Raw genomic sequence first — 23,103 nt, 5'->3', positions numbered from 1 at the left:
ATTACAGGGCTGCGATAACCGCCTGCTGCTCGATCAGCTTGGTCTTCGCATCGGCGAAAGCAACCAGACGCTCACGCTCTTTCGCGATGACCGCTTCCGGCGCGCGGGCCACAAAGCCTTCGTTCGCCAGCTTGCTTTCGATTTTGCCAATTTCCACGTCGACTTTCGCCACTTCTTTCGCCAGACGAGCCAGCTCGGCGTCTTTGTCGATCAGGCCCGCCATCGGGATCAGCAGCTCGGCACCGTCGATGATTTTGGTCACGGATACCGGACCTTTATCATCTGCAGGCAGCACGGTGATGCTTTCCAGACGCGCCATGGTCTTCAGGAAAGTGTTGTTCTCGGTGACGCGACGAACGGCAGCCTCGCTGCAGCCACGAAGCAGCAGCTCCAGCGGTTTGCCAGGGGCGATGTTCATTTCAGCACGGATGTTACGTACCGCAACGATCGCCTGTTTCAGCCACTCGGTATCCGCGGACGCCGCTTCATCAACCTTGGCCGCATCGAATTCCGGGAACGGCTGCAGCATGATGGTATCGGCGTTGATGCCCGCAATCACCTTCACGCGCTGCCAGATGGTTTCGGTGATAAATGGAATGACCGGATGCGCCAGGCGCAGCAGGCCTTCCAGAACGGTAATCAGCGTGTTGCGCGTGCCGCGCAGTTCCGCCTCAGTGCCGCCGTTCATCACCGGCTTCGCCAGCTCCAGATACCAGTCGCAGAACTGGTTCCAGGTGAATTCATACAGGATGCCCGCCGCGATATCGAAGCGGTAGCTGTCCAGCGCCTCGCGGAACGCTTTCACCGTCTGGTTGAATTCCGCCAGGATCCAGCGGTCCGCCAGAGACAGCGTCATCTCGCCGCCGTTGAAGCCGCAATCCTGATCTTCGGTGTTCATCAGCACGAAGCGGCTGGCGTTCCACAGTTTGTTACAGAAGTTACGGTAACCTTCCAGACGCTTCATGTCCCAGTTGATGTCACGGCCTGTAGAAGCCAGTGCCGCCAGGGTGAAGCGCAGGGCGTCGGTACCGTGAGACTCGATCCCGTTCGGGAACTGCTTCTCGGTACGCTTGCGGATTTTCTCAGCCAGCTGCGGCTGCATCATGTTGCCGGTACGTTTTTCCAGCAGATCTTCCAGAGAGATACCGTCAACCATGTCCAGCGGGTCAATCACGTTCCCCTTGGACTTGGACATCTTCTGGCCTTCGTCGTCGCGGATCAGACCGGTCATGTAGACGGTATGGAACGGAACCTGCGGCTTGCCGTCTTCGTCTTTGATGAAGTGCATGGTCATCATGATCATGCGGGCAATCCAGAAGAAGATAATGTCGAAGCCGGACACCATCACGCTGGTTGGGTGGAACTGACGCAGCGCGTCGGTGTTTTCTGGCCAGCCGAGGGTGGAGAAGGTCCACAGCGCGGAGGAGAACCAGGTGTCCAGCACGTCTTCGTCCTGACGCAGCGCAACGTCTGCGCTCAGGTTGTTTTCCTGACGCACTTCGTCTTCGCTACGGCCAACGTAAACGTTGCCTTCGTTGTCGTACCACGCCGGAATACGGTGACCCCACCACAGCTGACGGGAAATACACCAGTCCTGAATGTCGCGCATCCAGGAGAAGTACATGTTTTCGTACTGCTTCGGCACGAACTGAATGCTGCCGTTCTCAACCGCTTCGACAGCCGGTTTCGCCAGCACGTCGGCACGCACGTACCACTGGTCGGTCAGCATTGGCTCGATAACCACGCCGCCACGGTCGCCGTACGGCACGGTCAGATCGTGAGGTTTGATCTCTTCCAGCAGGCCGAGCGCGTCAACGGCTGCCACGATGGCTTTACGCGCGGCAAAACGCTCCAGCTTCTGGAACTCAGCCGGGATGTCGCTGGAGTAAACGTCGGATTCGTTGCCTTTGGTGTCGTACACTTCTGCGCTTTCGCGGATATCACCGTCGAAGGTCAGAATGTTGATCATCGGCAGGGCGTGACGACGGCCGACTTCATAGTCGTTGAAGTCGTGTGCAGGGGTGATTTTTACGCAACCGGTGCCTTTTTCCATGTCGGCGTGTTCGTCGCCCACAATCGGAATACGGCGGTTTACCAGCGGCAGCACCACGAATTTGCCGATCAGATCTTTATAACGCGGATCTTCCGGGTTAACGGCCACGCCGGTATCGCCCAGCAGGGTTTCCGGACGGGTGGTCGCGACCACCAGGTAATCTTTACCGTCGGCGGTTTTTGCGCCATCGGCCAGCGGATAGCGGATGTGCCACATGGAGCCTTTAGACTCGCGGTTTTCCACTTCCAGGTCAGAGATGGCGGTGCGCAGTTTCGGATCCCAGTTTACCAGGCGTTTGCCGCGGTAAATCAGGTCTTCTTTGTACAGGCGGACGAAGACTTCTTTAACGGCGTTGGACAGGCCTTCATCCATGGTGAAGCGCTCGCGCTCCCAGTCCACGGAGTTGCCGAGACGGCGCATCTGACGGGTAATTGTGCCGCCGGATTCCGCCTTCCACTGCCAGATTTTGTCGATGAACGCGTCGCGACCGTAGTCGTGGCGGGTTTTACCTTCTTCAGCGGCAATTTTACGCTCAACCACCATCTGGGTCGCGATACCCGCGTGGTCAGTCCCCGCCTGCCACAGGGTGTTTTTACCCTGCATGCGCTGGTAGCGGATCATGGTGTCCATGATGGTCTGCTGGAAAGCATGACCCATATGCAAACTGCCGGTGACGTTCGGCGGCGGGATCATGATGCAGAAGGACTCTTTGCTTTCGTCGCCGTTAGGCTTGAAATAGCCCTGCTGTTCCCAGTGCTCGTAAAGCGGCTGTTCGATATCGCGTGGGTTATATGTCTTTTCCATTATTTCCAGGTTGCCGTATTCAGGTTAAAACCAGCCAGGCGGTACGCTTTATAGCGTTCGCGCGCCAGTTGTTTCAAAGATTCTTCGTAAGGGACAAAGTCTACCACTTCTGTGAAAGCGGTGGCAAAATCTGCAAAATCTATCCGCAGGCTAATCAGAATATCGCGCGCGCTGCTGTTGCGCTTTTGCGGCCAGGCAATTTCAACCGGTGCACCGCCGCGCGGGCCTTCGCCCGACAGGTTATGCGGCACAAAACTCTCCGGCGGGCGCGCCCACAGCGCTTCATCCAGGCGAATCGCCTGCTGTTCATCTTCACAGGCAATCAGAACGCGTTTACCTGCGCGCCAACGTTCTGCGGCAATTTCACACACCAGCTGTTCGACGGCGCTGAGGCCATCCTGATGGGTGTCGTTGTCCAGAAGGTAGAACGTTGCATTCTTCATATATGGGGCTTCTTGTGCTCACTTTAAATGCTTAAGCCGGGCGGCGGCTTCGCCTTACCCGGCCTACGGTTTACTGCCGTTTTGACTTACTCGTCGCCGTTAAAACCCGCACGATTGAGCAGGAACTGCGACAGCAGCGCCACTGGACGACCGGTTGCGCCTTTGGCTTTACCGGAGCGCCATGCCGTGCCCGCGATATCCAGGTGCGCCCAGTTGTACTTGCGGGTGAAGCGTGCCAGGAAGCAGCCCGCGGTGATCGCCCCGCCAGGACGTCCGCCAATGTTCGCCATATCCGCAAAGTTAGACTCCAGCTGATCCTGATACTCGTCACCCAGCGGCAGACGCCATGCGCGGTCTCCAGCCTGCTCTGAGGCACCAATAAGCTCATGCGCCAGCGGATTGTGGTTCGACATCAGGCCGGTGATATGGTGGCCCAGCGCAATCACGCAGGCACCGGTGAGGGTGGCTACGTCAATCACCGCTTCCGGCTCGAAGCGCTCAACGTAGGTCAGCACGTCACACAGCACCAGACGGCCTTCGGCGTCGGTGTTCAACACTTCAACGGTCTGGCCGGACATGGTGGTCAGCACGTCACCCGGACGATAGGCGCGCCCGCCAGGCATGTTTTCGCAGCCCGCCAGTACGCCGATCACGTTGATAGGCAACTGTAGTTCCGCAACCATGCGCATCACGCCGTAAACCGCCGCCGCACCGCACATGTCGTACTTCATCTCATCCATGCCTTCGGCAGGCTTGATGGAGATACCGCCGGAGTCGAAGGTTAGGCCTTTACCGACGAGCACAATCGGGCGCGCGTCTTCGGACGGATTGCCTTTGTACTCGATGACGGACATCAGGGATTCGTTCTGCGAGCCGTTACCGACCGCCAGGTAAGAGTGCATCCCCAGCTCTTTCATCTGCTGTTCGCCGATGACGCGGGTAATGACGTTTTTGCTGTAGGCGTCGGCCAGCTGACGCGCCTGAGAGGCCAGGTACGCCGCGTTACAGATGTTAGGCGGCATGTTACCGAGATCTTTGGCCGCTTTAATGCCGGCTGCGATCGCCAGACCGTGCTGGATCGCGCGTTCTCCGCTGGTCAGCTCGCGACGGGTTGGCACGTTAAAGACCATTTTACGCAGCGGACGACGCGGCTCGCTTTTATTGGTCTTCAGCTGATCGAAGCTGTACAGGCTCTCTTTTGCCGTTTCAACCGCCTGACGCACTTTCCAGTAGGTGTTACGTCCTTTAACGTGCAGTTCCGTCAGGAAGCAGACGGCTTCCATTGAGCCGGTATCATTCAGCGTATTGATTGTTTTCTGAATCACCTGCTTATACTGACGTTCATCCAGCTCGCGTTCTTTGCCGCAGCCAATCAGCAGAATACGTTCTGACAGTACGTTCGGAACATGGTGCAGTAACAGCGTCTGCCCAGGTTTGCCTTCCAGTTCGCCACGGCGCAGCAGGGCGCTAATATAGCCGTCACTGATTTTATCGAGTTGCTCGGCGATCGGGGAGAGTCGGCGTGGTTCAAAGACGCCCACAACGATGCAGGCACTCCGCTGTTTCTCCGGGCTACCGCTTTTTACACTGAACTCCATGCACTACGCTCCTGAATCTTAAAGACAACGGCGGCAGCTACGGATAGAATTGAAACCTTTCGTAACTCATGTCCGCTGTTGTGGTGACTTCGTGTTAATCTTACGTTACTACGGTTTCGACACGTCAGAAAAAGTCCTGAAGCGTGAATCCGCCGGATGTTTTAATCTTAGCGATGATTTCGACGACTCAAGAGAATAAATGACGTTTAAGCCATGAAACAAGCGAAATTCCTGCAAAGAGACGGGTTTTTACGGGCGTATTTAAAGTGATAATCATAAGATATCTGGTGCGGGAGACGCTCAAAAGCCAACTGGCGATCCTCTTCATCCTGCTGCTGATTTTTTTCTGTCAGAAGCTGGTTAAGATCCTCGGTGCGGCCGTTGACGGCGAAATTCCAACTAATCTGGTGCTTTCCCTGCTTGGTTTAGGGATCCCGGAAATGGCGCAGCTCATCCTGCCGCTAAGTCTTTTCCTTGGCCTGCTCATGACGCTTGGGAAACTCTACACCGAGAGTGAAATCACGGTGATGCATGCCTGTGGCCTGAGCAAAGCGGTACTGGTGAAAGCGGCCATGATACTGGCGCTGTTCACGGGTATTGTCGCGGCGGTGAATGTGATGTGGGCGGGTCCCATGTCTTCCCGTCATCAGGACGAAGTGCTGGCCGAAGCGAAAGCCAACCCCGGCATGGCAGCCTTAGCTCAGGGTCAGTTCCAGCAGGCGACCGACGGCAACTCCGTGCTGTTTATTGAGAGCGTTGACGGCAGTAAATTCAACGATGTATTCCTGGCGCAGTTACGTCCCAAAGGTAACGCGCGTCCTTCCGTGGTGGTTGCAGACTCCGGTCAGCTTGCTCAGCGCAAAGATGGTTCTCAGATCGTGACGCTGAACAAAGGCACCCGTTTCGAAGGCACCGCCATGCTGCGCGACTTCCGTATTACGGATTTCCAGAACTATCAGGCCATTATCGGCCATCAGGCGGTGGCGCTCGATCCAACGGATACCGAGCAAATGGACATGCGTACCCTGTGGAATACCGATACCGACAGAGCGCGTGCTGAGTTCCACTGGCGTATTACGCTTGTATTCACCGTGTTTATGATGGCGCTGATTGTCGTTCCGCTGAGCGTGGTGAACCCGCGCCAGGGACGCGTGCTCTCTATGCTGCCGGCGATGCTGCTTTACCTGATCTATTTCCTGCTGCAAACCTCGATTCGTTCTAACGGCGCGAAGGGTAAGCTGGACCCTATGGTCTGGACATGGTTCGTCAACAGCCTGTACATCTTACTGGCGCTGGGATTAAACCTGTGGGATACGGTGCCTGTGCGCCGCATACGTGCCCGATTCTCGCGTAAAGGAGCCATCTAATGCAGGCGTTTGGCGTTCTTGATCGCTATATCGGTAAAACCATTTTTACCACCATCATGATGACGTTGTTCATGCTGGTGTCGCTCTCCGGCATTATTAAATTTGTCGATCAGCTGAAAAAAGCCGGGCAGGGGAGCTATGACGCACTGGGCGCGGGGATGTATACCCTGCTCAGCGTGCCGAAAGATGTGCAGATCTTCTTCCCGATGGCGGCCCTGCTGGGCGCGCTGCTGGGGCTGGGGATGCTGGCGCAGCGCAGCGAGCTGGTCGTTATGCAGGCCTCGGGCTTTACCCGTATGCAGGTTGCGCTGTCGGTCATGAAAACCGCAATCCCGTTGGTGCTGTTAACCATGGCGATTGGCGAGTGGGTCGCGCCGCAGGGCGAACAGATGGCGCGTAACTACCGTGCGCAGGCAATGTACGGCGGCTCGCTGCTCTCGACTCAGCAAGGTTTATGGGCGAAAGACGGTAAAAACTTCGTCTACATCGAACGGGTGAAGGGGAATGATGAACTGGGTGGGGTGAGCATTTACGCTTTCGATGACCAGCGCCGTCTGGAGTCAGTCCGCCACGCCTCTTCGGCGAAATTCGACGCCGAACATAAACAGTGGCGATTGTCCCAAGTCGATGAGTCTAACCTGACCGATCCGAAACAGATCACCGGTTCTCAGACGGTAACCGGCACGTGGAAGACCAACCTGACGCCTGACAAGCTCGGTGTTGTGGCGCTTGATCCTGACGCGCTCTCCATCAGCGGTTTGCACAACTATGTGAAATACCTGAAGTCGAGCGGGCAGGATGCGGGACGTTATCAGCTCAACATGTGGAGCAAGATCTTCCAGCCGATGTCCGTGGCGGTGATGATGCTGATGGCGCTGTCGTTTATCTTCGGCCCGTTACGCAGCGTGCCGATGGGCGTGCGCGTAGTGACCGGTATCAGCTTCGGCTTTGTGTTCTACGTGCTCGATCAGATCTTCGGTCCGCTGACGCTGGTTTATGGCATTCCGCCTATAATTGGTGCGCTGCTGCCAAGCGCAAGTTTCCTCCTGATCAGCCTCTGGCTGCTGTTGAAACGCTCCTGATCGACCTCTCCTCGCTTCCGGTTAACCGGGGGCGAGGCTAATCTCCTGTTTCACCCCGCACTTTTTCTCACAACCTTCAACGCCTCGCCCTGAATTTGAGTATTATTGAGCGATAAAGTCGTGAAGGGATCCTCTATGAAGCAAATTCGAATGCTTGCCCAGTATTACGTCGACCTGATGATGAAGCTTGGGCTGGTGCGTTTCTCCATGCTGCTTGCGCTGGCGCTGGTCGTTCTGGCCATTGTCGTGCAAATGGCCGTCACCATGGTTCTGCATGGTCAGGTCGAGAGTATCGACGTTATCCGCTCCATCTTCTTTGGCTTGCTCATTACTCCCTGGGCGGTCTATTTCCTTTCCGTGGTGGTTGAACAGCTGGAAGAGTCCCGTCAGCGTCTGTCAAAACTGGTGGATAAACTGGAAGAGATGCGCGAACGCGACCTGAAGCTCAATGTCCAGCTTAAAGACAACATTGCGCAGCTGAATCAGGAGATCGCCGATCGTGAGAAGGCGGAAGCCGAGCGTCAGGCCACGCTGGAGCAGCTGAAAATCGAAATGAAAGAGCGCGAGGTCACGCAGATTCAGCTTGAGCAGCAATCCTCTTTCCTGCGGTCGTTCCTCGATGCTTCGCCGGATCTGGTGTTTTACCGTAATGAAGATAAAGAGTTTTCCGGATGTAACCGGGCGATGGAGCTGCTCACCGGGAAAAGCGAGAAGCAGCTGATTAACCTGAAGCCGCAGGACGTTTACTCTGAAGAAGCGGCGGCCAAGGTCATGGAGACGGACGAAAAAGTATTCCGCCATAACGTCTCGCTGACCTATGAACAGTGGCTGGATTACCCGGACGGACGCAAAGCCTGTTTTGAGATCCGTAAGGTGCCCTACTATGACCGCGTGGGGAAACGCCACGGCCTGATGGGCTTTGGCCGCGATATCACCGAGCGTAAGCGCTACCAGGACGCTCTGGAGCGCGCCAGCCGTGATAAGACGACCTTTATCTCCACTATCAGCCACGAGCTGCGTACGCCACTTAATGGCATTGTCGGGCTGAGCCGTATTCTGCTGGATACCGACCTGACCTCAGAGCAGGAGAAATACCTCAAGACTATCCATGTCTCAGCGGTCACGCTGGGTAATATCTTCAACGATATTATTGATATGGATAAGATGGAGCGCCGTAAAGTTCAGCTTGATAATCAGCCTGTTGATTTCACCAGCTTCCTTGCCGACCTCGAAAACCTGTCCGGCCTGCAGGCGCAGCAGAAGGGACTGAGTTTTGTCATGGAGCCAACCCTGCCGCTGCCGCATAAAGTGGTGACTGACGGCACGCGTCTGCGCCAGATCCTGTGGAACCTGATCAGCAACGCGGTGAAATTTACCCAGAAGGGGCAGGTGGCGGTGCGCATCCGCTATGACGAAGGCGACATGCTGCACTTCGAGGTGGAGGATTCCGGGATAGGTATTCCGCAGGAGGAGCAGGACAAAATTTTCGCGATGTACTACCAGGTGAAGGACAGCAACGGCGGGAAACCGGCGACCGGAACGGGCATTGGCCTGGCGGTCTCTAAACGGCTGGCGAAGAGTATGGGTGGCGATATCACCGTTGCCAGCCAGCCGGGTAAAGGGTCAACCTTCACGCTGACGGTCCATGCGCCGGCGGTGGCGGAAGAGGTTGAAGACACCTTTGAAAACGATGACATGCCGCTGCCCGCGCTGCACGTCCTGCTGGTAGAAGATATTGAGCTGAACGTGATTGTGGCGCGATCGGTGCTGGAAAAACTGGGCAACAGCGTGGATGTCGCGATGACCGGTAAGGCCGCGCTGGAGATGTTTAAACCGGGCGAATACGATCTTGTTCTGCTGGATATCCAGCTGCCGGATATGACCGGGCTGGATATTTCGCGTGAGCTGACGCGTCAGTACGCGGCCGACGAACTGCCGCCGCTGGTGGCGCTGACGGCGAACGTGCTGAAAGATAAAAAAGAGTATCTCGATGCCGGTATGGACGATGTACTCAGCAAGCCGCTGGCGGTGCCTGCTCTGACCGCCATGATTAAGAAGTTCTGGGATACCCGTGATGAAGAGGAGAGCACCATGACGTCTGTTGATAGCGCAAAAGCCCAAACGATACTCGATACCGCGATGCTGGAGCAGTACATCGATCTGGTCGGCCCGAAACTGATTACCGATGGTCTGGCGGTGTTCGAAAAAATGATGCCGGGCTATCTGAGCGTGCTGGAATCAAACCTGACCGCCCGGGACCAGAAGGGCATCGTCGAAGAAGGACATAAAATTAAAGGTGCGGCCGGCTCGGTCGGCTTACGCCACCTGCAGCAGCTGGGTCAACAGATTCAGTCGCCTGATTTACCTGCATGGGAAGATAACGTGGGTGATTGGGTTGAAGAGATGAAACAAGAGTGGCAAAACGATGTGGCGGTGCTTAAAGCCTGGGTCGACGCCAGAAAAAAATGACCCCGGCTTAACCGGGGTGCGCGAATACTGCGCCAACACCAGGGAAATCGTGGCTGCGCCTGTTTTATAAAGTTATTTTCGAAAGGGCGCTGCCTGAAAAATTTAGGCCGCACGCAGATAAGATAGCAAATCTTAAATGGTTTGTTACATGAATCAGTGAAATGTGTGAAGCATAGCGTTTTAATCAAAATTATTAATGTGCTTCAGCAAGTTGCAGAAAAGGATTGTCATGATGAAAAAGATTGGTGTCGTGCTGAGCGGATGCGGTGTTTACGATGGTTCTGAAATACATGAAGCCGTAATCACGCTGCTGGCCCTGGCTAAGCAGGGAGCAGAGGTTATTTGTTTTGCGCCAGACAAAAATCAGGCGGATGTGATTAACCATCTGACCGGCGAGCCGATGGCGGAAACCCGTAATGTACTGATTGAAGCCGCGCGTATTGCGCGAGGTGATATCCATCCTCTTATTCAGGCAGACCCTACAGAGCTTGATGCGCTCATTGTGCCGGGTGGGTTTGGCGCGGCCAAAAATCTCAGTACCTTTGCTGCGCAGGGGCCGGAGTGTCAGATAGATCCTCATCTTAAAGCGCTGTCGCAGGCCATGCATGCGGCAGGAAAACCGCTGGGCTTTATCTGCATCGCGCCGGCAATGCTGCCCAGAATTTTTGATTTCCCGCTGCGCCTGACTATCGGGACGGATATTGATACCGCAGAGATCGTCGAGGAAATGGGGGGCGAACACGTTCCGTGCCCGGTTGATGACATTGTGGTTGATGAAGATAACAAAATTGTCACCACCCCGGCGTATATGCTGGCGAATAATATCGCTGAGGCGGCCTCAGGTATTGAAAAGCTGGTGGCTCGCGTGCTGGTGCTGACTGAATGAGGCGTAAATTTGCCGCAGGCGCAGGGGTGAAACGTTTTCTCTTGCGCATCGTACTTGTGCTGGCGGTATTCTGGGGAGGCGGGCTGGCTTTATTCAGCATTATGCCGGTTCCGTTCTCTGCCGTTATGGTTGAGCGCCAGCTTAGCGCGTGGTTCAGCGGCGATTTCGGTTACGTTGCCCACTCTGACTGGGTGAGCATGGACGAAATCTCTCCGTTCATGGGGCTGGCAGTCATCGCGGCGGAGGACCAGAAATTCCCCGAGCACTGGGGATTCGACGTGGCGGCCATTGAGAAGGCGCTAGCCCATAACGAACGCCATGAAAACCGCGTGCGCGGTGCGTCAACCTTGTCGCAGCAGACGGCCAAAAACCTGTTTCTGTGGGATGGTCGAAGCTGGGTGCGAAAAGGGCTGGAAGCGGGGTTGACCCTGGGGATGGAAACGGTGTGGAGCAAAAAACGCATTCTGACCGTCTATCTCAACGTCGCTGAGTTTGGCGACGGCATATTTGGCGTCGAAGCTGCCGCACAGCGGTATTTCAATAAGCCAGCAAGCCGTCTGAGCATGTCAGAAGCGGCGCTATTGGCCGCTGTGTTACCGAACCCTATCCGCTTTAAGGCCAGTGCCCCATCAGGGTACGTGCGAAGCCGTCAGGCGTGGATTATGCGCCAGATGAATCAGCTGGGTGGAGAGGGGTTTATGCAGCGTAATAATCTTATGTAGAGCGGGTAAGCGCAGCGCTACCCGCCTGAATAGCAGACCTTAATCTTCGTCGAACCCTGCGTTAAACAGGGCAATCACCGCCGCCAGAGCTTCCTCTTCCTGAGGACCGGTGGCTTCTACCTCAATCTGGCGCCCTTTGGCGGAATCCAGCATCAGCAGCGCAATCACGCTGTTCGCCTCCGCTTCGGTACCTTCGTCATTCCGCAGCAGAACCTCTGCATCGAAACCCTGCATCAGCTCGAACAGCTTCATCGCCGGGCGTGCATGCATACCCAGCTTATTGGTGATCTCAACGGTTTGTTTTACGGTCATGTTTTACGTTTTTCCAGCGTGCGATGACGGGACTGAACGTTCTTCCCGCGCGAGCGGAAATAGTCGGCCAGCTGTTCGGCGATATAAACCGAACGATGTTTACCGCCGGTACAGCCAATCGCCACCGTCAGGTAGCTACGATTGTTTGTCTCCAGCATAGGTAACCATAGCTCAAGGTAGCTTCGCGTCTGGTAGATAAAATTGTGTACTTCTGTGTGCCGGTCGAGGAACGCCGCCACCGGCTTATCCAGACCGGTCATTGGACGCAGCTTCGGATCCCAGTGCGGGTTCGGCAGGAAGCGTACGTCGAAAACGTAATCCGCATCAATCGGAATACCGTGCTTAAAGCCGAAGGATTCGAACACCATCGTCAATTCGCGCTCGCGTTTACCCAACAGCCGGGTACGCAGCATTTCCGCCAGCTCGTGAACGGACATCTCAGAGGTGTCGACAATCAGGTCGGCACGAGAACGCAGCGGTTCCAGCAGATCGCTCTCTTCATCGATAGCGCTCTCCAGAGAGAGGTTCTTGCTGGATAGCGGGTGCAAGCGACGGGTATCGCTGTAGCGGCGGATCAGCGTATTGCGGTCTGCATCGAGGAACAGCAGCTGAGGCGAGAACGCGTCAGGCAGGTTGCTCATGGCCTGTTCGAAGATCTCTGGCGATTCAGGCATGTTGCGAACGTCGATACTGACGGCGGCAGAGGTTTGTCTCTCCGCCAGCGTGCGGGCCAGGTCGGGCAATAACACGACCGGCAGGTTATCGACGCAGTAAAAACCCATGTCTTCCAGCGCGCGCAGAGCAACGGATTTCCCCGACCCTGAACGGCCACTGACAATCATCAGCACCATGTTCCGTTTCTCCTCAGGACAACAGATGTGAAGGCCATCTCCTGGTTATGCATCATCCTGATTGCCTTCTGCTTCAGTGATAATTTGATAGAGCTCTTCATCACTTTGGGCCGAGCGCAGTCGACGGCAAATGGTTTTATCGGCCAGACGTTTTGCGACCAGCGACAGCGTATGCAGATGGGTTTTTGTCTGGTCAGCGGGCACCAGCAGCGCGAAGAGGAGATCGACGGGCTGGTTATCAATGGCATCGAAGGCGATGGGGGTTTCAAGCTGCACAAACACACCCACGGCACGCAGGGTATCCTCTTCCAGTTTGCCGTGCGGGATCGCGATGCCGTTGCCGATACCGGTACTGCCCATTTTTTCACGGGTCAGAATCGCTTCGAATACCACCTGCGGCGGCAAGCCCAGCTGTTTTGCAGCCAGTTCACTGATGATCTCCAGCGCACGTTTTTTGCTCTGGCAGTGAACCGCACTGCGGGTACATTCCTGGTTAAGGACATTGCTCAGTTGAAGAGCGGAATCGTTGTTCATCATAATTTCACCTAAGCGCTAACTGTACAAATGGCCTGTTGTGTTTCACAACAGGCCGTCCTGCACCCGTTAACTGCCCGGACAATTAGTGTTGTTTCAGTTTATCTTTATGTTTATTGAGCTGTCGTGCAAGCTTATCAATCAAGCCGTCGATAGCAGCGTACATGTCTTGCCCTTCCGCACTGGCATGCAGTTCACCCCCGTTAACATGCAGGGTGGCATCCGAGATATGAGTCACTTTCTCCACTTTCAACACAATATAGACCTGATTGATCCTTTCGAAATACTGCTCGAGTTTTGCAAACTTCGCGTTCACGAAGTCGCGTAAAGCCTCAGTAATTTCGACGTTTTGTCCAGTGATGTTGAGCTGCATAGTGTCTTCCTTATCGGTTGTGTCAGACCAGCTGTTTACGCTGGTTGGACGGCGGAATGGATAAAGACTCTCGATACTTCGCAACAGTACGACGTGCCACCATAATACCCTGATCGGACAGCATGGTGGTTAACTTACTGTCGCTTAGTGGCTTCGCGGGGTTCTCCGCGGCGATCAACTTCTTCACCAGGGCACGAATGGCCGTTGACGACGCTTCGCCGCCGCCCTCGGTATTCACATGGCTGGAGAAGAAATACTTAAGCTCAAATATACCGCGTGGACTGTGCAGATACTTCTGCGTGGTGACACGGGAAATGGTTGATTCATGCATCTCGACGGCCTGGGCGATATCCGCCAGTACCATCGGTTTCATATACTCTTCGCCCTGCTCAAAGAACGCCTGCTGCTGTTCGACAATACAGCGGCTGACGCGTAGCAGCGTATCATTTCGGCTCTCCAGACTTTTGATCAGCCATCGCGCTTCCTGAAGATTGCTGCGAATATATTGATTGTCGGAGTCGTTACGTGCGCTGGTGCACATGGAGGCATACTGCTGGTTGATTTGCAGGCGAGGGATGCTGTCTGAATTCAGTTCAACGACCCAGCGGTCATTGTGTTTTCTGACCAGCACGTCCGGGATGACGTACTCGGGCTCGCTGGTCTGGATCGACTGTCCCGGGCGCGGATCGAGCGACTGGATCAGATTCACTGCTTCTTTCAGCACCTCTTCCTTCAGCCGCGTGACGCGCATCAGGCTGCGGAAATCGTGGTTGGCCAACAGATCCAGATGATCGCTGATGATTAAGCGCGCCTCGTCGATCCATGGCGTCTCTTTGCTGAACTGAGAAAGCTGGATCAGCAGACAGTCACGCAGATCTTTTGCGGCCACGCCTACCGGATCGAAACGCTGGATGCGCTTCAGAACGGCTTCGACTTCCTCAAGCTCAATCTCGTCGTCGCCCATGCTTTCCAGAATATCGTCCAGCGTGACGGTCAAATAGCCGGTGTCGTCAACGGCATCGACAATTGAGGTGGCAATCGCACGGTCGGTATCGGAGAAGGGGGTGAGTTCCACCTGCCACATCAGGTAATCCTGCAGCGACTGGGTGGTCTCTCCCTGATAGACCGGTAGCTCATCATCCTGGTAGTCTGCACGCGTACCGGAAGGGGTTCCGGCGGTGTAGATTTCATCCCAGCTGGCATCCAGCGGTAGCTCGTCGGGCATCTCTTTTTGTTCGAGTGCATCCGCGGTGTCGAGCGCTTCTGTATCCTGTGACTGCTGAGTGTCTACCTCGTCATGAAGATCGGTTTGTTCCAGCAGGGGGTTGCTGTCCAGCGCCTGCTGGAGCTCCTGCTGAAGTTCTAACGTGGACAGTTGCAACAGGCGAATTGCCTGCTGTAGCTGCGGCGTCATTGCCAGTTGTTGGCTGAGCCTTAATTGCAAACCTTGCTTCATGTTCAGAGCGTTTTTCTCCGGTTCGGCGTTACGTTACCTCTACCCTATCAGAGTCTGAAGTCTTCCCCAAGATAGACGCGCTTAACATGATCGTCTTCGAGGATCTGCTGCGGCGTACCGTGGGCGATCAGATTGCCCTGGCTCACAATATACGCGCGTTCACACACGGCCAGCGTTTCACGGACATTGTGGTCGGTGATCAGTACGCCAAGCCCGCTGTCACGCAGGTGTTCAATGATGCGTTTAATGTCGATAACCGAGATCGGGTCAACGCCGGCAAACGGTTCATCCAGAAGGATAAATTTCGGGTTTGCAGCCAGCGCACGCGCAATCTCAACGCGACGGCGTTCACCCCCGGAGAGTGCCTGACCGAGGCTGTCACGCAGATGCTCAATGTGGAACTCTTCCATCAGCTCGTTGGCACGATCCTGACGCTGTTCGCTGGTTAGATCGTTACGAATTTGCAGGACCGCCATCAGGTTATCGTAAACGCTGAGACGACGGAAAATGGAAGCTTCCTGCGGCAGGTAGCCGATCCCGCGACGCGCGCGCGCGTGCAGCGGCAGAAGGCTGATGTCTTCATCGTCAATGATAATGTTGCCTGCATCGCGTGGCACAATGCCAACGACCATGTAGAAGGTGGTGGTTTTACCCGCACCGTTAGGGCCAAGCAGCCCTACAATTTCGCCGGAGTTGACGGTCAGACTGACATCTTCTACGACACGGCGGCCCTTGTAGGCCTTCGCGAGATTTTTTGCAGTTAATGTTGCCATAACGAATTAGTTACTCTTCTTCTGTGCCGGGGCCTGGCCTTTGCCTTTGTCCTGCAGCTGCGACGGAACCAGTACGGTCGTGACGCGTTTGCCTTTCTCGCTGGAGGCCTGCATTTTTTGCTCTTTCACCAGATAGGTGATCTGGTCGCCGGTAATGTTGCTGTCCAGCTGTTCCAGATACGCGTTTCCGGTCAGGATGACCAGGTCCTTCGCCAGCTCATAGTGCATATGCGAGGCGTGACCTTTCACCGGCTTGCCGTTGTCCTGCATCTGGTAGAAGGTTGCCGGGTTGCCGTAACCATCAATGATCTCTTTGCCCTGCTCGCCACCCGGGCGGGTCACGACCACTTTGTCGGCGTTAATTTTGATGGTGCCCTGAGTCATGACGACGTTACCCGTGAAGGTGACGACGTTGCCCTGCATATCGAGAGACTGGGTATCAGACTCGATATGGATCGGTTGGTCGGTATCGCCCGTTACAGCAAGTGCGGGGAGACTGGTCGCCAGCATCGCGCTGGCGATAATTACTTTAAGGCTGAGTTTGTTTGTTTTGAATTTCATAGGAGGTTCTAACCTTTTCAATCAGCTCGGCGTTCTTGCTGCGTAAGTTCCCGCGCATTCTCAAACCGCTGGAATTAAATGTTGTGCCATACAGTGTGACCAGATCCTGCGAGGTCACGTCCTGGGTTACCAGGTTAATCTGGGCATTATCCGTCGTAATTTTTCTCAGTTGCGAGTCAGCGGTCAGGGCGTTGACTTCAACGTGACCATACAGATAAAGCATACGGTCATTTGTCAGTTTTGCCCGATCTGACTTAATTGACCACGTCGGAACTTTGTCCTTATCAAATGTGGTCATGACAGGCTGGGTAAACCACGAAATACCGTCATCTGAAAAATATTCAACATGCTGGGCAATCAGGCGATAGTTCAGCGCGCCTTCCGGGCTGTAGACCACGGTGTCGCTGTGATCGCTTTTATAGGTTGGATCGTTATTGTTGACCACTTCCGTTTGCGTATCGTCGCGATCGGCAAGGTTCACGCCAATCAAGACCAGTGCGACAAGCGAAAGCAAAATGATAATCCAGCGTCTGGTTTTACTCATATCGATTGCCCTTTGGCCTCATCAAGCTTGCCCTGCGCCAGCAAAAGCAGATCGCAGACTTCACGTACGGCACCACGGCCCCCGTTGATGTGGGTGACATAATCAGCGCGCGGGATCAGCAGCGGATGCGCATCGGCAACGGCGATGCTCAGCCCGACTTCAGCCATCACGGGCCAGTCAATCAGATCGTCCCCGACGTAGGCCACGTTTTCCGGTGCGATAGCCAGTTTACCCAGTAAATCCTTAAACGCTGCCATCTTATCGGATTGACCCTGATACAGATGGGTAATTCCTAAGGTTTCACAGCGGTCTTCTACCAGTTTAGCTTTTCGCCCGGTGATGATAGCCACCTCAATACCCGAGGTGAGCGCACAGCGGATACCGTAGCCGTCGCGAACGTTAAACGCTTTCAGTTCTTCACCATTATTGCCCATGTAAATCAGGCCATCGGAAAGTACGCCATCCACGTCCAGGATGAGCAGACGAATGTTTTCCGCCTTCGCCATCATCTGGGTGCTGACCGGTCCATAACAGGTTGCAAGGGATGCACCCGCATTACTCATTGTCTTATCCTTCATTACACTACGCCTGCGCGCAGCAGATCATGCATATGTACCACACCCAGCAACTGGTCGCCATCGGCAACCATCACTGAGGTAATGTGACGGGACTGCATCAGGTTCAGCACATCCACCGCCAGCGTACCCGGACGGACGCGGATACCGCCCGGCGTCATCACATCGGCAATACCGAGCGTGCGGACATCTACACCCATGTCGAACACGCGACGCAGGTCGCCATCGGTGAAGATCCCCTGAATTTTCATCAGATCGTCGCAGACGACCGTCATACCCAGATTCTTACGGGTGATTTCCAGCAGCGCATCACGCAGGGAGGCTTCTTTACTGACGTGAGGGATCTCATCCCCGGTGTGCATAATATCGTTAACCCGAAGCAGAAGCTTCCGCCCCAGCGCGCCGCCCGGGTGGGAAAGCGCGAAATCCTCCGGCGTAAAACCGCGGGCTTCGAGCAGCGCGACGGCAAGCGCATCACCCATGACCAGCGCGGCGGTGGTGCTGGACGTCGGCGCCAGGCCGAGCGGACAGGCCTCCTTGGGCACTTTCACGCACAGGTGAATATCAGCTGCGCGCGCCATGCTGCTTTCCGGACGGCTGGTCATGCAAATAAGCGGCACCTGCAGTCGCTTCAGTACCGGGATCAGCGCCAGAATTTCATTAGACTCCCCGGAGTTGGACAGCGCGATGACGATATCCTGCGGCGTGACCATACCCAGGTCACCGTGCGCGGCTTCCCCCGGATGTACAAAGAAGGAAGAGGTTCCGGTGCTGGCAAACGTTGCCGCCATTTTGCGTCCAATGTGTCCGGACTTACCCATCCCCATCACCACGACTTTGCCGGCACAGTAGAACATCTTCTCACATGCCAGACTAAAATCCTGATTAATGTACTGATCTAACTGCGCCAGACCTTCACGTTCAATCTCCAGAACCTCTTTGCCTGCTTTCTGAAAGTCAAAACCCGGCTGCAATTCTATTTGCGACATAATGCGTTTCCGTTTACCCAGAGAGAAGAGGCGAGAGCCAGTACAGCATCGCCATCCATACGATAAATCCACCCGTCAGCAGCGCGCCTGCGCCTTTGCCGATCTGTCGTTGCCGCCGCCAGCAGAGCAGGGCAAATATCACGCTGACCAATAACATCACACCGTAGTCGCGTGATAACGCCAGGGGATTAAAGGGCCCTGGCGTTATCAGGGCCGGCAGGCCCATCACAATGGCGATATTAAATATGTTGGAACCGATGATATTACCTATGGCAATGTCATCCTCACCTTTACGAGCCCCCGCAATGGCCGTGGCCAGCTCCGGCAGGCTGGTGCCGATGGCGATAACCGTCAGGCCAATGGTCAGTTCACTGATGGCGAAATAGTTCGCCAGCACCGTCGCGTTATCCACGACCATGCGCGTTGCCATCGGCATGATGATCAGCGCAACGCCAAGCCAGAGCAGGGCAACAGGCAGCGTGCCTTCTCGCGGCAGTTCGGCGACCTGCTCCCGCGTGAGGCTATCCTGACCCTGCTTCTCAGCCAGACGGGCGATTTTAACACTATACAGCAGCCAAATAACGGCCAGCGCCAGCAGGAAAATGCCGTCGCTGTAGCTCAGCACACCATCGTAAAATACGCAGCCTGCCAGCAGGCTTACGATTAACATTAGCGGCAATTCGCGGCGCAGAACATCAGAATGCACGCGAAATGGATGGAGCAGTGCGGCCAGGCCTAAAATCAAGAGTATATTAACGATGTTGGAGCCAATCGCGGTACCTACTGCCAGGTCTAACTGACCATGCAGCGATGCCGAGACAGAGACGATGATTTCAGGAAGTGACGTTCCCACACTGACAACGGTCATCCCGATGACGACAGGCGGTACGCCCGTCAGGCGACACAGGATAGATGCAGCAAACACTAAACGGTCAGCACTGTAGACCACCAAAAGTAAACCAATTATTAACAGTGCTGTTGCTAAAAGCATCAAAAGTCCTTTCTTCAGGTATACTCGTCGGTCCATCGCACGGGAATGGCTGGACTGCATACAGTCTGAGGCGTAACGAATTCCTAATTTTGACTTTATGCGCCGGAAAAGTAAAACAAATGCCAGCTTTCGCTAACCTCAACGGCTATTATTCTGTAAAAATGCGGAGTTGAGGGCTGATTCAGGCGGCATGCCTTAACGTGAGCAGGGTAATAAAGGAACCATAAATGAGCCAAACGATGGCGAATTTAGTCGATGTTCGCGGCGTGAGTTTTTCTCGCGCCAACAGATTGATATTTGATGATATTTCATTGACCGTACCGCGTGGCAAGATCACTGCCATCATGGGGCCGTCCGGGATCGGTAAAACGACCCTGCTGCGCCTCATTGGTGGGCAAATCCCACCCAATCGCGGTGAAATCCTCTTCGATGGCGAAAACATCCCGGAGATGTCACGCTCGCGTCTGTATACTGTCCGCAAACGCATGAGCATGCTCTTTCAGTCGGGAGCCTTGTTCACCGACATGAATGTCTTTGATAATGTGGCCTATCCGCTGCGCGAGCATACCAGCCTGCCGCCTGAACTGCTGAAAAGCACGGTGATGATGAAGCTCGAAGCCGTCGGTTTGCGGGGCGCCGCGAAGCTGATGCCTTCGGAGCTATCCGGCGGGATGGCGCGCCGCGCCGCGCTGGCGCGAGCCATTGCATTAGAACCTGATTTAATCATGTTCGACGAACCGTTTGTTGGACAGGATCCCATCACGATGGGCGTGCTTGTTAAGCTCATCTCTGAACTGAACAGCGCGCTTGGCGTCACCTGCATTGTGGTATCTCACGACGTACCTGAAGTATTGAGCATTGCCGATTACGCCTATATCGTGGCGGACAAAAAGATCGTCGCACACGGCAGCGCTCAGGCGCTGCAGGAAAATTGCGATCCACGCGTGCGGCAGTTCCTCGACGGTATTGCCGATGGCCCCGTGCCGTTCCGCTACCCGGCGGGCGACTATCGTGACGATTTACTGGGAATAGGGAGTTAAGCCACTCATGCTGTTAAATGCGTTGGCCGCTCTCGGACACCGTGGCATAAAAACCATCAGGACGTTCGGGCGTGCCGGATTGATGTTATTCAACGCGCTGGTCGGCAAGCCGGAATTCCGCAAGCACGCACCGCTGCTGGTGCGGCAGCTTTATAATGTCGGCGTGCTGTCGATGCTCATCATCATTGTCTCCGGTCTGTTTATCGGTATGGTGCTTGGGCTACAGGGCTATCTTGTTCTGACAACCTACAGTGCGGAAACCAGCCTTGGGATGCTGGTGGCGCTCTCGCTGCTGCGCGAGCTGGGGCCAGTTGTGGCGGCGCTGCTGTTCGCCGGGCGCGCGGGGTCGGCATTAACGGCTGAAATTGGCCTTATGCGTGCGACCGAGCAGCTCTCCAGCATGGAGATGATGGCGGTCGATCCGCTGCGTCGCGTGATCTCGCCGCGTTTCTGGGCTGGGGTGATCTCTTTACCGTTACTGACTATTCTGTTTGTCGCCGTGGGTATCTGGGGCGGTTCGCTGGTTGGCGTTCACTGGAAAGGCATTGATGCCGGTTTCTTCTGGTCCGCGATGCAGGACGCCATCGACCTGCGGATGGATCTGGTTAACTGCCTGATTAAAAGCGTGGTATTTGCCATTACGGTCACCTGGATTGCATTGTTCAATGGATACGATGCCATCCCGACGTCGGCGGGCATTAGCCGCGCAACTACACGTACAGTCGTACATTCGTCGCTGGCCGTACTGGGTCTGGATTTTGTGCTCACCGCACTGATGTTTGGGAATTGAGTTCATGCAAACGAGAAAAAATGAAATTTGGGTCGGTGTATTCCTGCTGCTGGCGCTGCTGGCCGCGCTGTTTATCTGCCTGAGAGCGGCGGATATCACGTCTGTGCGCACCGAGCCGACGTATCGCATCTATGCCACCTTCGATAATATCGGCGGGCTGAAGGCGCGTTCACCGGTTCGCATCGGCGGCGTGGTGATCGGACGCGTATCTGACATTACGCTTGATGAGAAAACCTACCTGCCACGCGTCGCGATGGATATCGAAGAGCGTTACAACCATATCCCGGACACCAGTTCCCTTTCTATCCGCACTTCCGGTCTGCTGGGCGAACAATATCTGGCGCTTAACGTCGGCTTTGAAGATCCCGAGCTGGGAACGACTATCCTTAAAGACGGTAGCGTCATTCAGGATACGAAATCCGCGATGGTGCTGGAGGATATGATTGGTCAGTTCCTTTACAGCAGTAAAGGGGATGAGAAAAAATCCGACGCTGCCCCAGCGCAGAGCGAAGATCATACCGACGTCGCACCGACGCCAGGTGCTGCGAATTAATATCAGGAGAAGTCATTCATGTTTAAACGACTGTTAATGGTTGCCATGCTGGTCATCGCCCCTCTTACCGCCGCCCACGCTGCGGATCAGAGTAACCCGTACAAACTGATGGACGAAGCGGCGAAAAAGACCTTCGACCGTCTTAAAAACGAACAGCCTAAAATTCGTGCTAATCCTGATTATCTGCGTGAAGTTGTTGACCAGGAGCTGCTGCCGTACGTGCAGATTAAATATGCGGGTGCGCTGGTGCTGGGACGTTATTACAAAGACGCGACCCCTGCGCAGCGTGATGCCTACTTTGCCGCGTTCCGTGAATACCTGAAACAGGCTTATGGCCAGGCGCTGGCGATGTACCACGGCCAGACCTATCAGATTGCGCCTGAGCAGCCGCTGGGCGATGCGACCATCGTCCCTATCCGTGTGACGATCATCGATCCTAACGGTCGTCCGCCGGTTCGTCTGGATTTCCAGTGGCGTAAAAACAGCCAGACCGGTCACTGGCAGGCGTATGACATGATTGCCGAAGGAGTAAGCATGATCACCACCAAACAGAACGAATGGAGCGACCTGCTGCGCACCAAAGGCATTGATGGCCTGACCGCTCAGCTGCAGTCTATCTCTCGCCAGAAAATTACCCTGGACGAGAAGAAGTAATGTTACAGCAACTCAGCTGGGCGCGTGAAGGCGAAACATTAAAGCTGTCCGGTGAACTGGATCAGGATCTGCTGAACCCACTGTGGGACAAACGCCACGAAGCGATGCAGGGCGTGACGCTTATCGATTTGACAGACGTCACGCGGGTAGATACGGCGGGTGTTGCGCTGCTTGCCCATCTGATTGCCGTGGGGAAAAAGCAGGGAACAAGCGTCACGCTTCACGGCGCGAGCGATAATGTCGTGACCCTTGCGCAGCTCTACAATCTCCCTCAGGACGTACTGCCTCGTTAATATTTTCAGTGCGTTACTTCCGAAAGCCCTGACTGTTTCATCGTCGGGGCTTTTTGCTTGTTTAAGACAACGCCACTTTGCTCTAAGATGTTGGGCTTGTTTTCACTATCAGATGATTAAGAGCCCATGGAAAATCATGAAATCCAGACAGTGCTGATGAATGCACTCTCCCTTCAGGAAGCCCACGTCACTGGCGATGGCAGTCACTTCCAGGTTATTGCTGTGGGTGAGATGTTCGACGGTATGAGCCGCGTGAAGAAACAGCAGGCTGTGTACGCGCCGCTGATGGAATATATTGCGGATAACCGCATCCACGCCCTGTCGATTAAAGCGTTCACCCCGCAAGAGTGGGCACGCGATCGCAAACTAAACGGTTTTTGAGCTGAGGGC

General features: G+C 55.1%; 25 protein-coding genes. 11 read left to right on the top strand and 14 right to left on the bottom strand.

The window, feature by feature from the left end:
• Position 1: 1 nt before the first annotated feature.
• The 3 genes from UTM25_RS12845 to pepA form a co-directional block, all read right to left on the bottom strand.
• Positions 2 to 2,857 (bottom strand): valine--tRNA ligase, encoded by a 2,856-nt coding sequence (locus UTM25_RS12845; RefSeq protein WP_023309367.1) that lies wholly within the window; start codon positions 2,855 to 2,857, stop codon positions 2 to 4.
• Positions 2,857 to 3,300, bottom strand: coding sequence for a DNA polymerase III subunit chi (gene holC, locus UTM25_RS12840; protein ID WP_008502815.1), 444 nt, complete (start codon positions 3,298 to 3,300; stop codon positions 2,857 to 2,859). The genes UTM25_RS12845 and holC overlap by 1 nt, the downstream gene beginning before the upstream one ends.
• Positions 3,301 to 3,386: 86 nt before the next feature.
• Complete coding sequence (gene pepA / locus UTM25_RS12835) at positions 3,387 to 4,898, bottom strand: leucyl aminopeptidase (protein WP_023309366.1); 1,512 nt, start codon at positions 4,896 to 4,898, stop codon at positions 3,387 to 3,389.
• A 266-nt stretch (positions 4,899 to 5,164) separates the two neighbouring features.
• Between pepA and lptF the strand changes: the two genes are divergently transcribed.
• The 5 genes from lptF (at position 5,165) to mtgA (ending at position 11,424) form a co-directional block, all read left to right on the top strand.
• Positions 5,165 to 6,265 carry an LPS export ABC transporter permease LptF gene (lptF, locus tag UTM25_RS12830; RefSeq protein WP_024906345.1) on the top strand — a complete coding sequence of 367 codons (1,101 nt, stop codon included), beginning with the start codon at positions 5,165 to 5,167 and terminating at the stop codon, positions 6,263 to 6,265.
• The gene (gene lptG, locus UTM25_RS12825) at positions 6,265 to 7,347 is read left to right on the top strand and encodes an LPS export ABC transporter permease LptG (RefSeq protein WP_194401330.1); all 1,083 of its coding nucleotides are present in this window, start codon (positions 6,265 to 6,267) and stop codon (positions 7,345 to 7,347) included. The genes lptF and lptG overlap by 1 nt, the downstream gene beginning before the upstream one ends.
• A gap of 135 nt (positions 7,348 to 7,482) precedes the next feature.
• A complete protein-coding gene (arcB, locus tag UTM25_RS12820) occupies positions 7,483 to 9,816 on the top strand; it encodes an aerobic respiration two-component sensor histidine kinase ArcB (RefSeq protein WP_194401329.1) in 2,334 nt (777 codons plus the stop codon).
• Between the two features lie 232 nt (positions 9,817 to 10,048).
• The gene (gene elbB, locus UTM25_RS12815; RefSeq protein WP_194401328.1) at positions 10,049 to 10,702 is read left to right on the top strand and encodes an isoprenoid biosynthesis glyoxalase ElbB; all 654 of its coding nucleotides are present in this window, start codon (positions 10,049 to 10,051) and stop codon (positions 10,700 to 10,702) included.
• Positions 10,699 to 11,424: a monofunctional biosynthetic peptidoglycan transglycosylase gene (mtgA, locus tag UTM25_RS12810; protein ID WP_045355397.1), complete on the top strand. Its 726-nt coding sequence runs from the start codon at positions 10,699 to 10,701 to the stop codon at positions 11,422 to 11,424. Before elbB ends, mtgA begins: the two co-directional genes overlap by 4 nt.
• 39 nt (positions 11,425 to 11,463) lie before the next feature.
• On the opposite strand, the gene npr is transcribed toward mtgA, so the two are convergent.
• The 11 genes from npr to UTM25_RS12755 form a co-directional block, all read right to left on the bottom strand.
• On the bottom strand, positions 11,464 to 11,736 hold the full coding sequence (gene npr, locus UTM25_RS12805; RefSeq protein ID WP_003861872.1) for a PTS phosphocarrier protein NPr: 273 nt from the start codon (positions 11,734 to 11,736) through the stop codon (positions 11,464 to 11,466).
• Positions 11,733 to 12,587 (bottom strand): RNase adapter RapZ, encoded by an 855-nt coding sequence (gene rapZ / locus UTM25_RS12800; RefSeq protein WP_014885397.1) that lies wholly within the window; start codon positions 12,585 to 12,587, stop codon positions 11,733 to 11,735. Before rapZ ends, npr begins: the two co-directional genes overlap by 4 nt.
• Positions 12,588 to 12,632: 45 nt before the next feature.
• Complete coding sequence (gene ptsN, locus UTM25_RS12795; RefSeq protein ID WP_008501443.1) at positions 12,633 to 13,124, bottom strand: PTS IIA-like nitrogen regulatory protein PtsN; 492 nt, start codon at positions 13,122 to 13,124, stop codon at positions 12,633 to 12,635.
• Positions 13,125 to 13,206: 82 nt separating this feature from the next.
• A complete protein-coding gene (hpf, locus tag UTM25_RS12790) occupies positions 13,207 to 13,494 on the bottom strand; it encodes a ribosome hibernation promoting factor (protein ID WP_008501444.1) in 288 nt (95 codons plus the stop codon).
• A 22-nt stretch (positions 13,495 to 13,516) separates the two neighbouring features.
• Positions 13,517 to 14,950: an RNA polymerase factor sigma-54 gene (gene rpoN, locus UTM25_RS12785; RefSeq protein ID WP_023309360.1), complete on the bottom strand. Its 1,434-nt coding sequence runs from the start codon at positions 14,948 to 14,950 to the stop codon at positions 13,517 to 13,519.
• A gap of 47 nt (positions 14,951 to 14,997) precedes the next feature.
• A complete protein-coding gene (lptB, locus tag UTM25_RS12780; RefSeq protein WP_023309359.1) occupies positions 14,998 to 15,723 on the bottom strand; it encodes an LPS export ABC transporter ATP-binding protein in 726 nt (241 codons plus the stop codon).
• 6 nt (positions 15,724 to 15,729) lie between these two features.
• On the bottom strand, positions 15,730 to 16,284 hold the full coding sequence (lptA, locus tag UTM25_RS12775) for a lipopolysaccharide ABC transporter substrate-binding protein LptA (protein ID WP_023309358.1): 555 nt from the start codon (positions 16,282 to 16,284) through the stop codon (positions 15,730 to 15,732).
• Complete coding sequence (gene lptC, locus UTM25_RS12770) at positions 16,253 to 16,828, bottom strand: LPS export ABC transporter periplasmic protein LptC (protein ID WP_023309357.1); 576 nt, start codon at positions 16,826 to 16,828, stop codon at positions 16,253 to 16,255. The genes lptA and lptC overlap by 32 nt, the downstream gene beginning before the upstream one ends.
• On the bottom strand, positions 16,825 to 17,391 hold the full coding sequence (kdsC, locus tag UTM25_RS12765; RefSeq protein ID WP_023309356.1) for a 3-deoxy-manno-octulosonate-8-phosphatase KdsC: 567 nt from the start codon (positions 17,389 to 17,391) through the stop codon (positions 16,825 to 16,827). Before kdsC ends, lptC begins: the two co-directional genes overlap by 4 nt.
• Before the next feature lie 14 nt (positions 17,392 to 17,405).
• A complete protein-coding gene (gene kdsD, locus UTM25_RS12760; protein WP_023333606.1) occupies positions 17,406 to 18,392 on the bottom strand; it encodes an arabinose-5-phosphate isomerase KdsD in 987 nt (328 codons plus the stop codon).
• 13 nt (positions 18,393 to 18,405) lie between these two features.
• Complete coding sequence (locus UTM25_RS12755) at positions 18,406 to 19,383, bottom strand: calcium/sodium antiporter (protein ID WP_094934467.1); 978 nt, start codon at positions 19,381 to 19,383, stop codon at positions 18,406 to 18,408.
• Between the two features lie 227 nt (positions 19,384 to 19,610).
• Here UTM25_RS12755 and mlaF point away from each other — a divergent pair, with 227 nt between their 5' ends.
• From mlaF to ibaG, 6 genes are all read left to right on the top strand, one after another.
• Positions 19,611 to 20,423, top strand: coding sequence for a phospholipid ABC transporter ATP-binding protein MlaF (gene mlaF, locus UTM25_RS12750; protein WP_194401327.1), 813 nt, complete (start codon positions 19,611 to 19,613; stop codon positions 20,421 to 20,423).
• 7 nt (positions 20,424 to 20,430) lie between these two features.
• Complete coding sequence (mlaE, locus tag UTM25_RS12745; protein WP_010436044.1) at positions 20,431 to 21,213, top strand: lipid asymmetry maintenance ABC transporter permease subunit MlaE; 783 nt, start codon at positions 20,431 to 20,433, stop codon at positions 21,211 to 21,213.
• Between the two features lie 4 nt (positions 21,214 to 21,217).
• Positions 21,218 to 21,766 (top strand): outer membrane lipid asymmetry maintenance protein MlaD, encoded by a 549-nt coding sequence (gene mlaD, locus UTM25_RS12740; RefSeq protein WP_023309352.1) that lies wholly within the window; start codon positions 21,218 to 21,220, stop codon positions 21,764 to 21,766.
• Positions 21,767 to 21,784: 18 nt separating this feature from the next.
• Positions 21,785 to 22,420 carry a phospholipid-binding protein MlaC gene (gene mlaC, locus UTM25_RS12735; protein WP_029739617.1) on the top strand — a complete coding sequence of 212 codons (636 nt, stop codon included), beginning with the start codon at positions 21,785 to 21,787 and terminating at the stop codon, positions 22,418 to 22,420.
• Positions 22,420 to 22,713 (top strand): lipid asymmetry maintenance protein MlaB, encoded by a 294-nt coding sequence (mlaB, locus tag UTM25_RS12730; protein ID WP_194401326.1) that lies wholly within the window; start codon positions 22,420 to 22,422, stop codon positions 22,711 to 22,713. The genes mlaC and mlaB overlap by 1 nt, the downstream gene beginning before the upstream one ends.
• Before the next feature lie 126 nt (positions 22,714 to 22,839).
• Positions 22,840 to 23,094: a BolA family iron metabolism protein IbaG gene (ibaG, locus tag UTM25_RS12725; protein ID WP_008501458.1), complete on the top strand. Its 255-nt coding sequence runs from the start codon at positions 22,840 to 22,842 to the stop codon at positions 23,092 to 23,094.
• Positions 23,095 to 23,103: the final 9 nt, after the last annotated feature.

It is taken from the genome of Enterobacter sp. 61D5, from assembly GCF_034107965.1.
Taxonomy (GTDB): domain Bacteria; phylum Pseudomonadota; class Gammaproteobacteria; order Enterobacterales; family Enterobacteriaceae; genus Enterobacter; species Enterobacter cloacae_M.
Note: the sequence above shows the minus strand (reverse complement) of the source record. Positions and strands in the feature narration are given on the sequence as shown.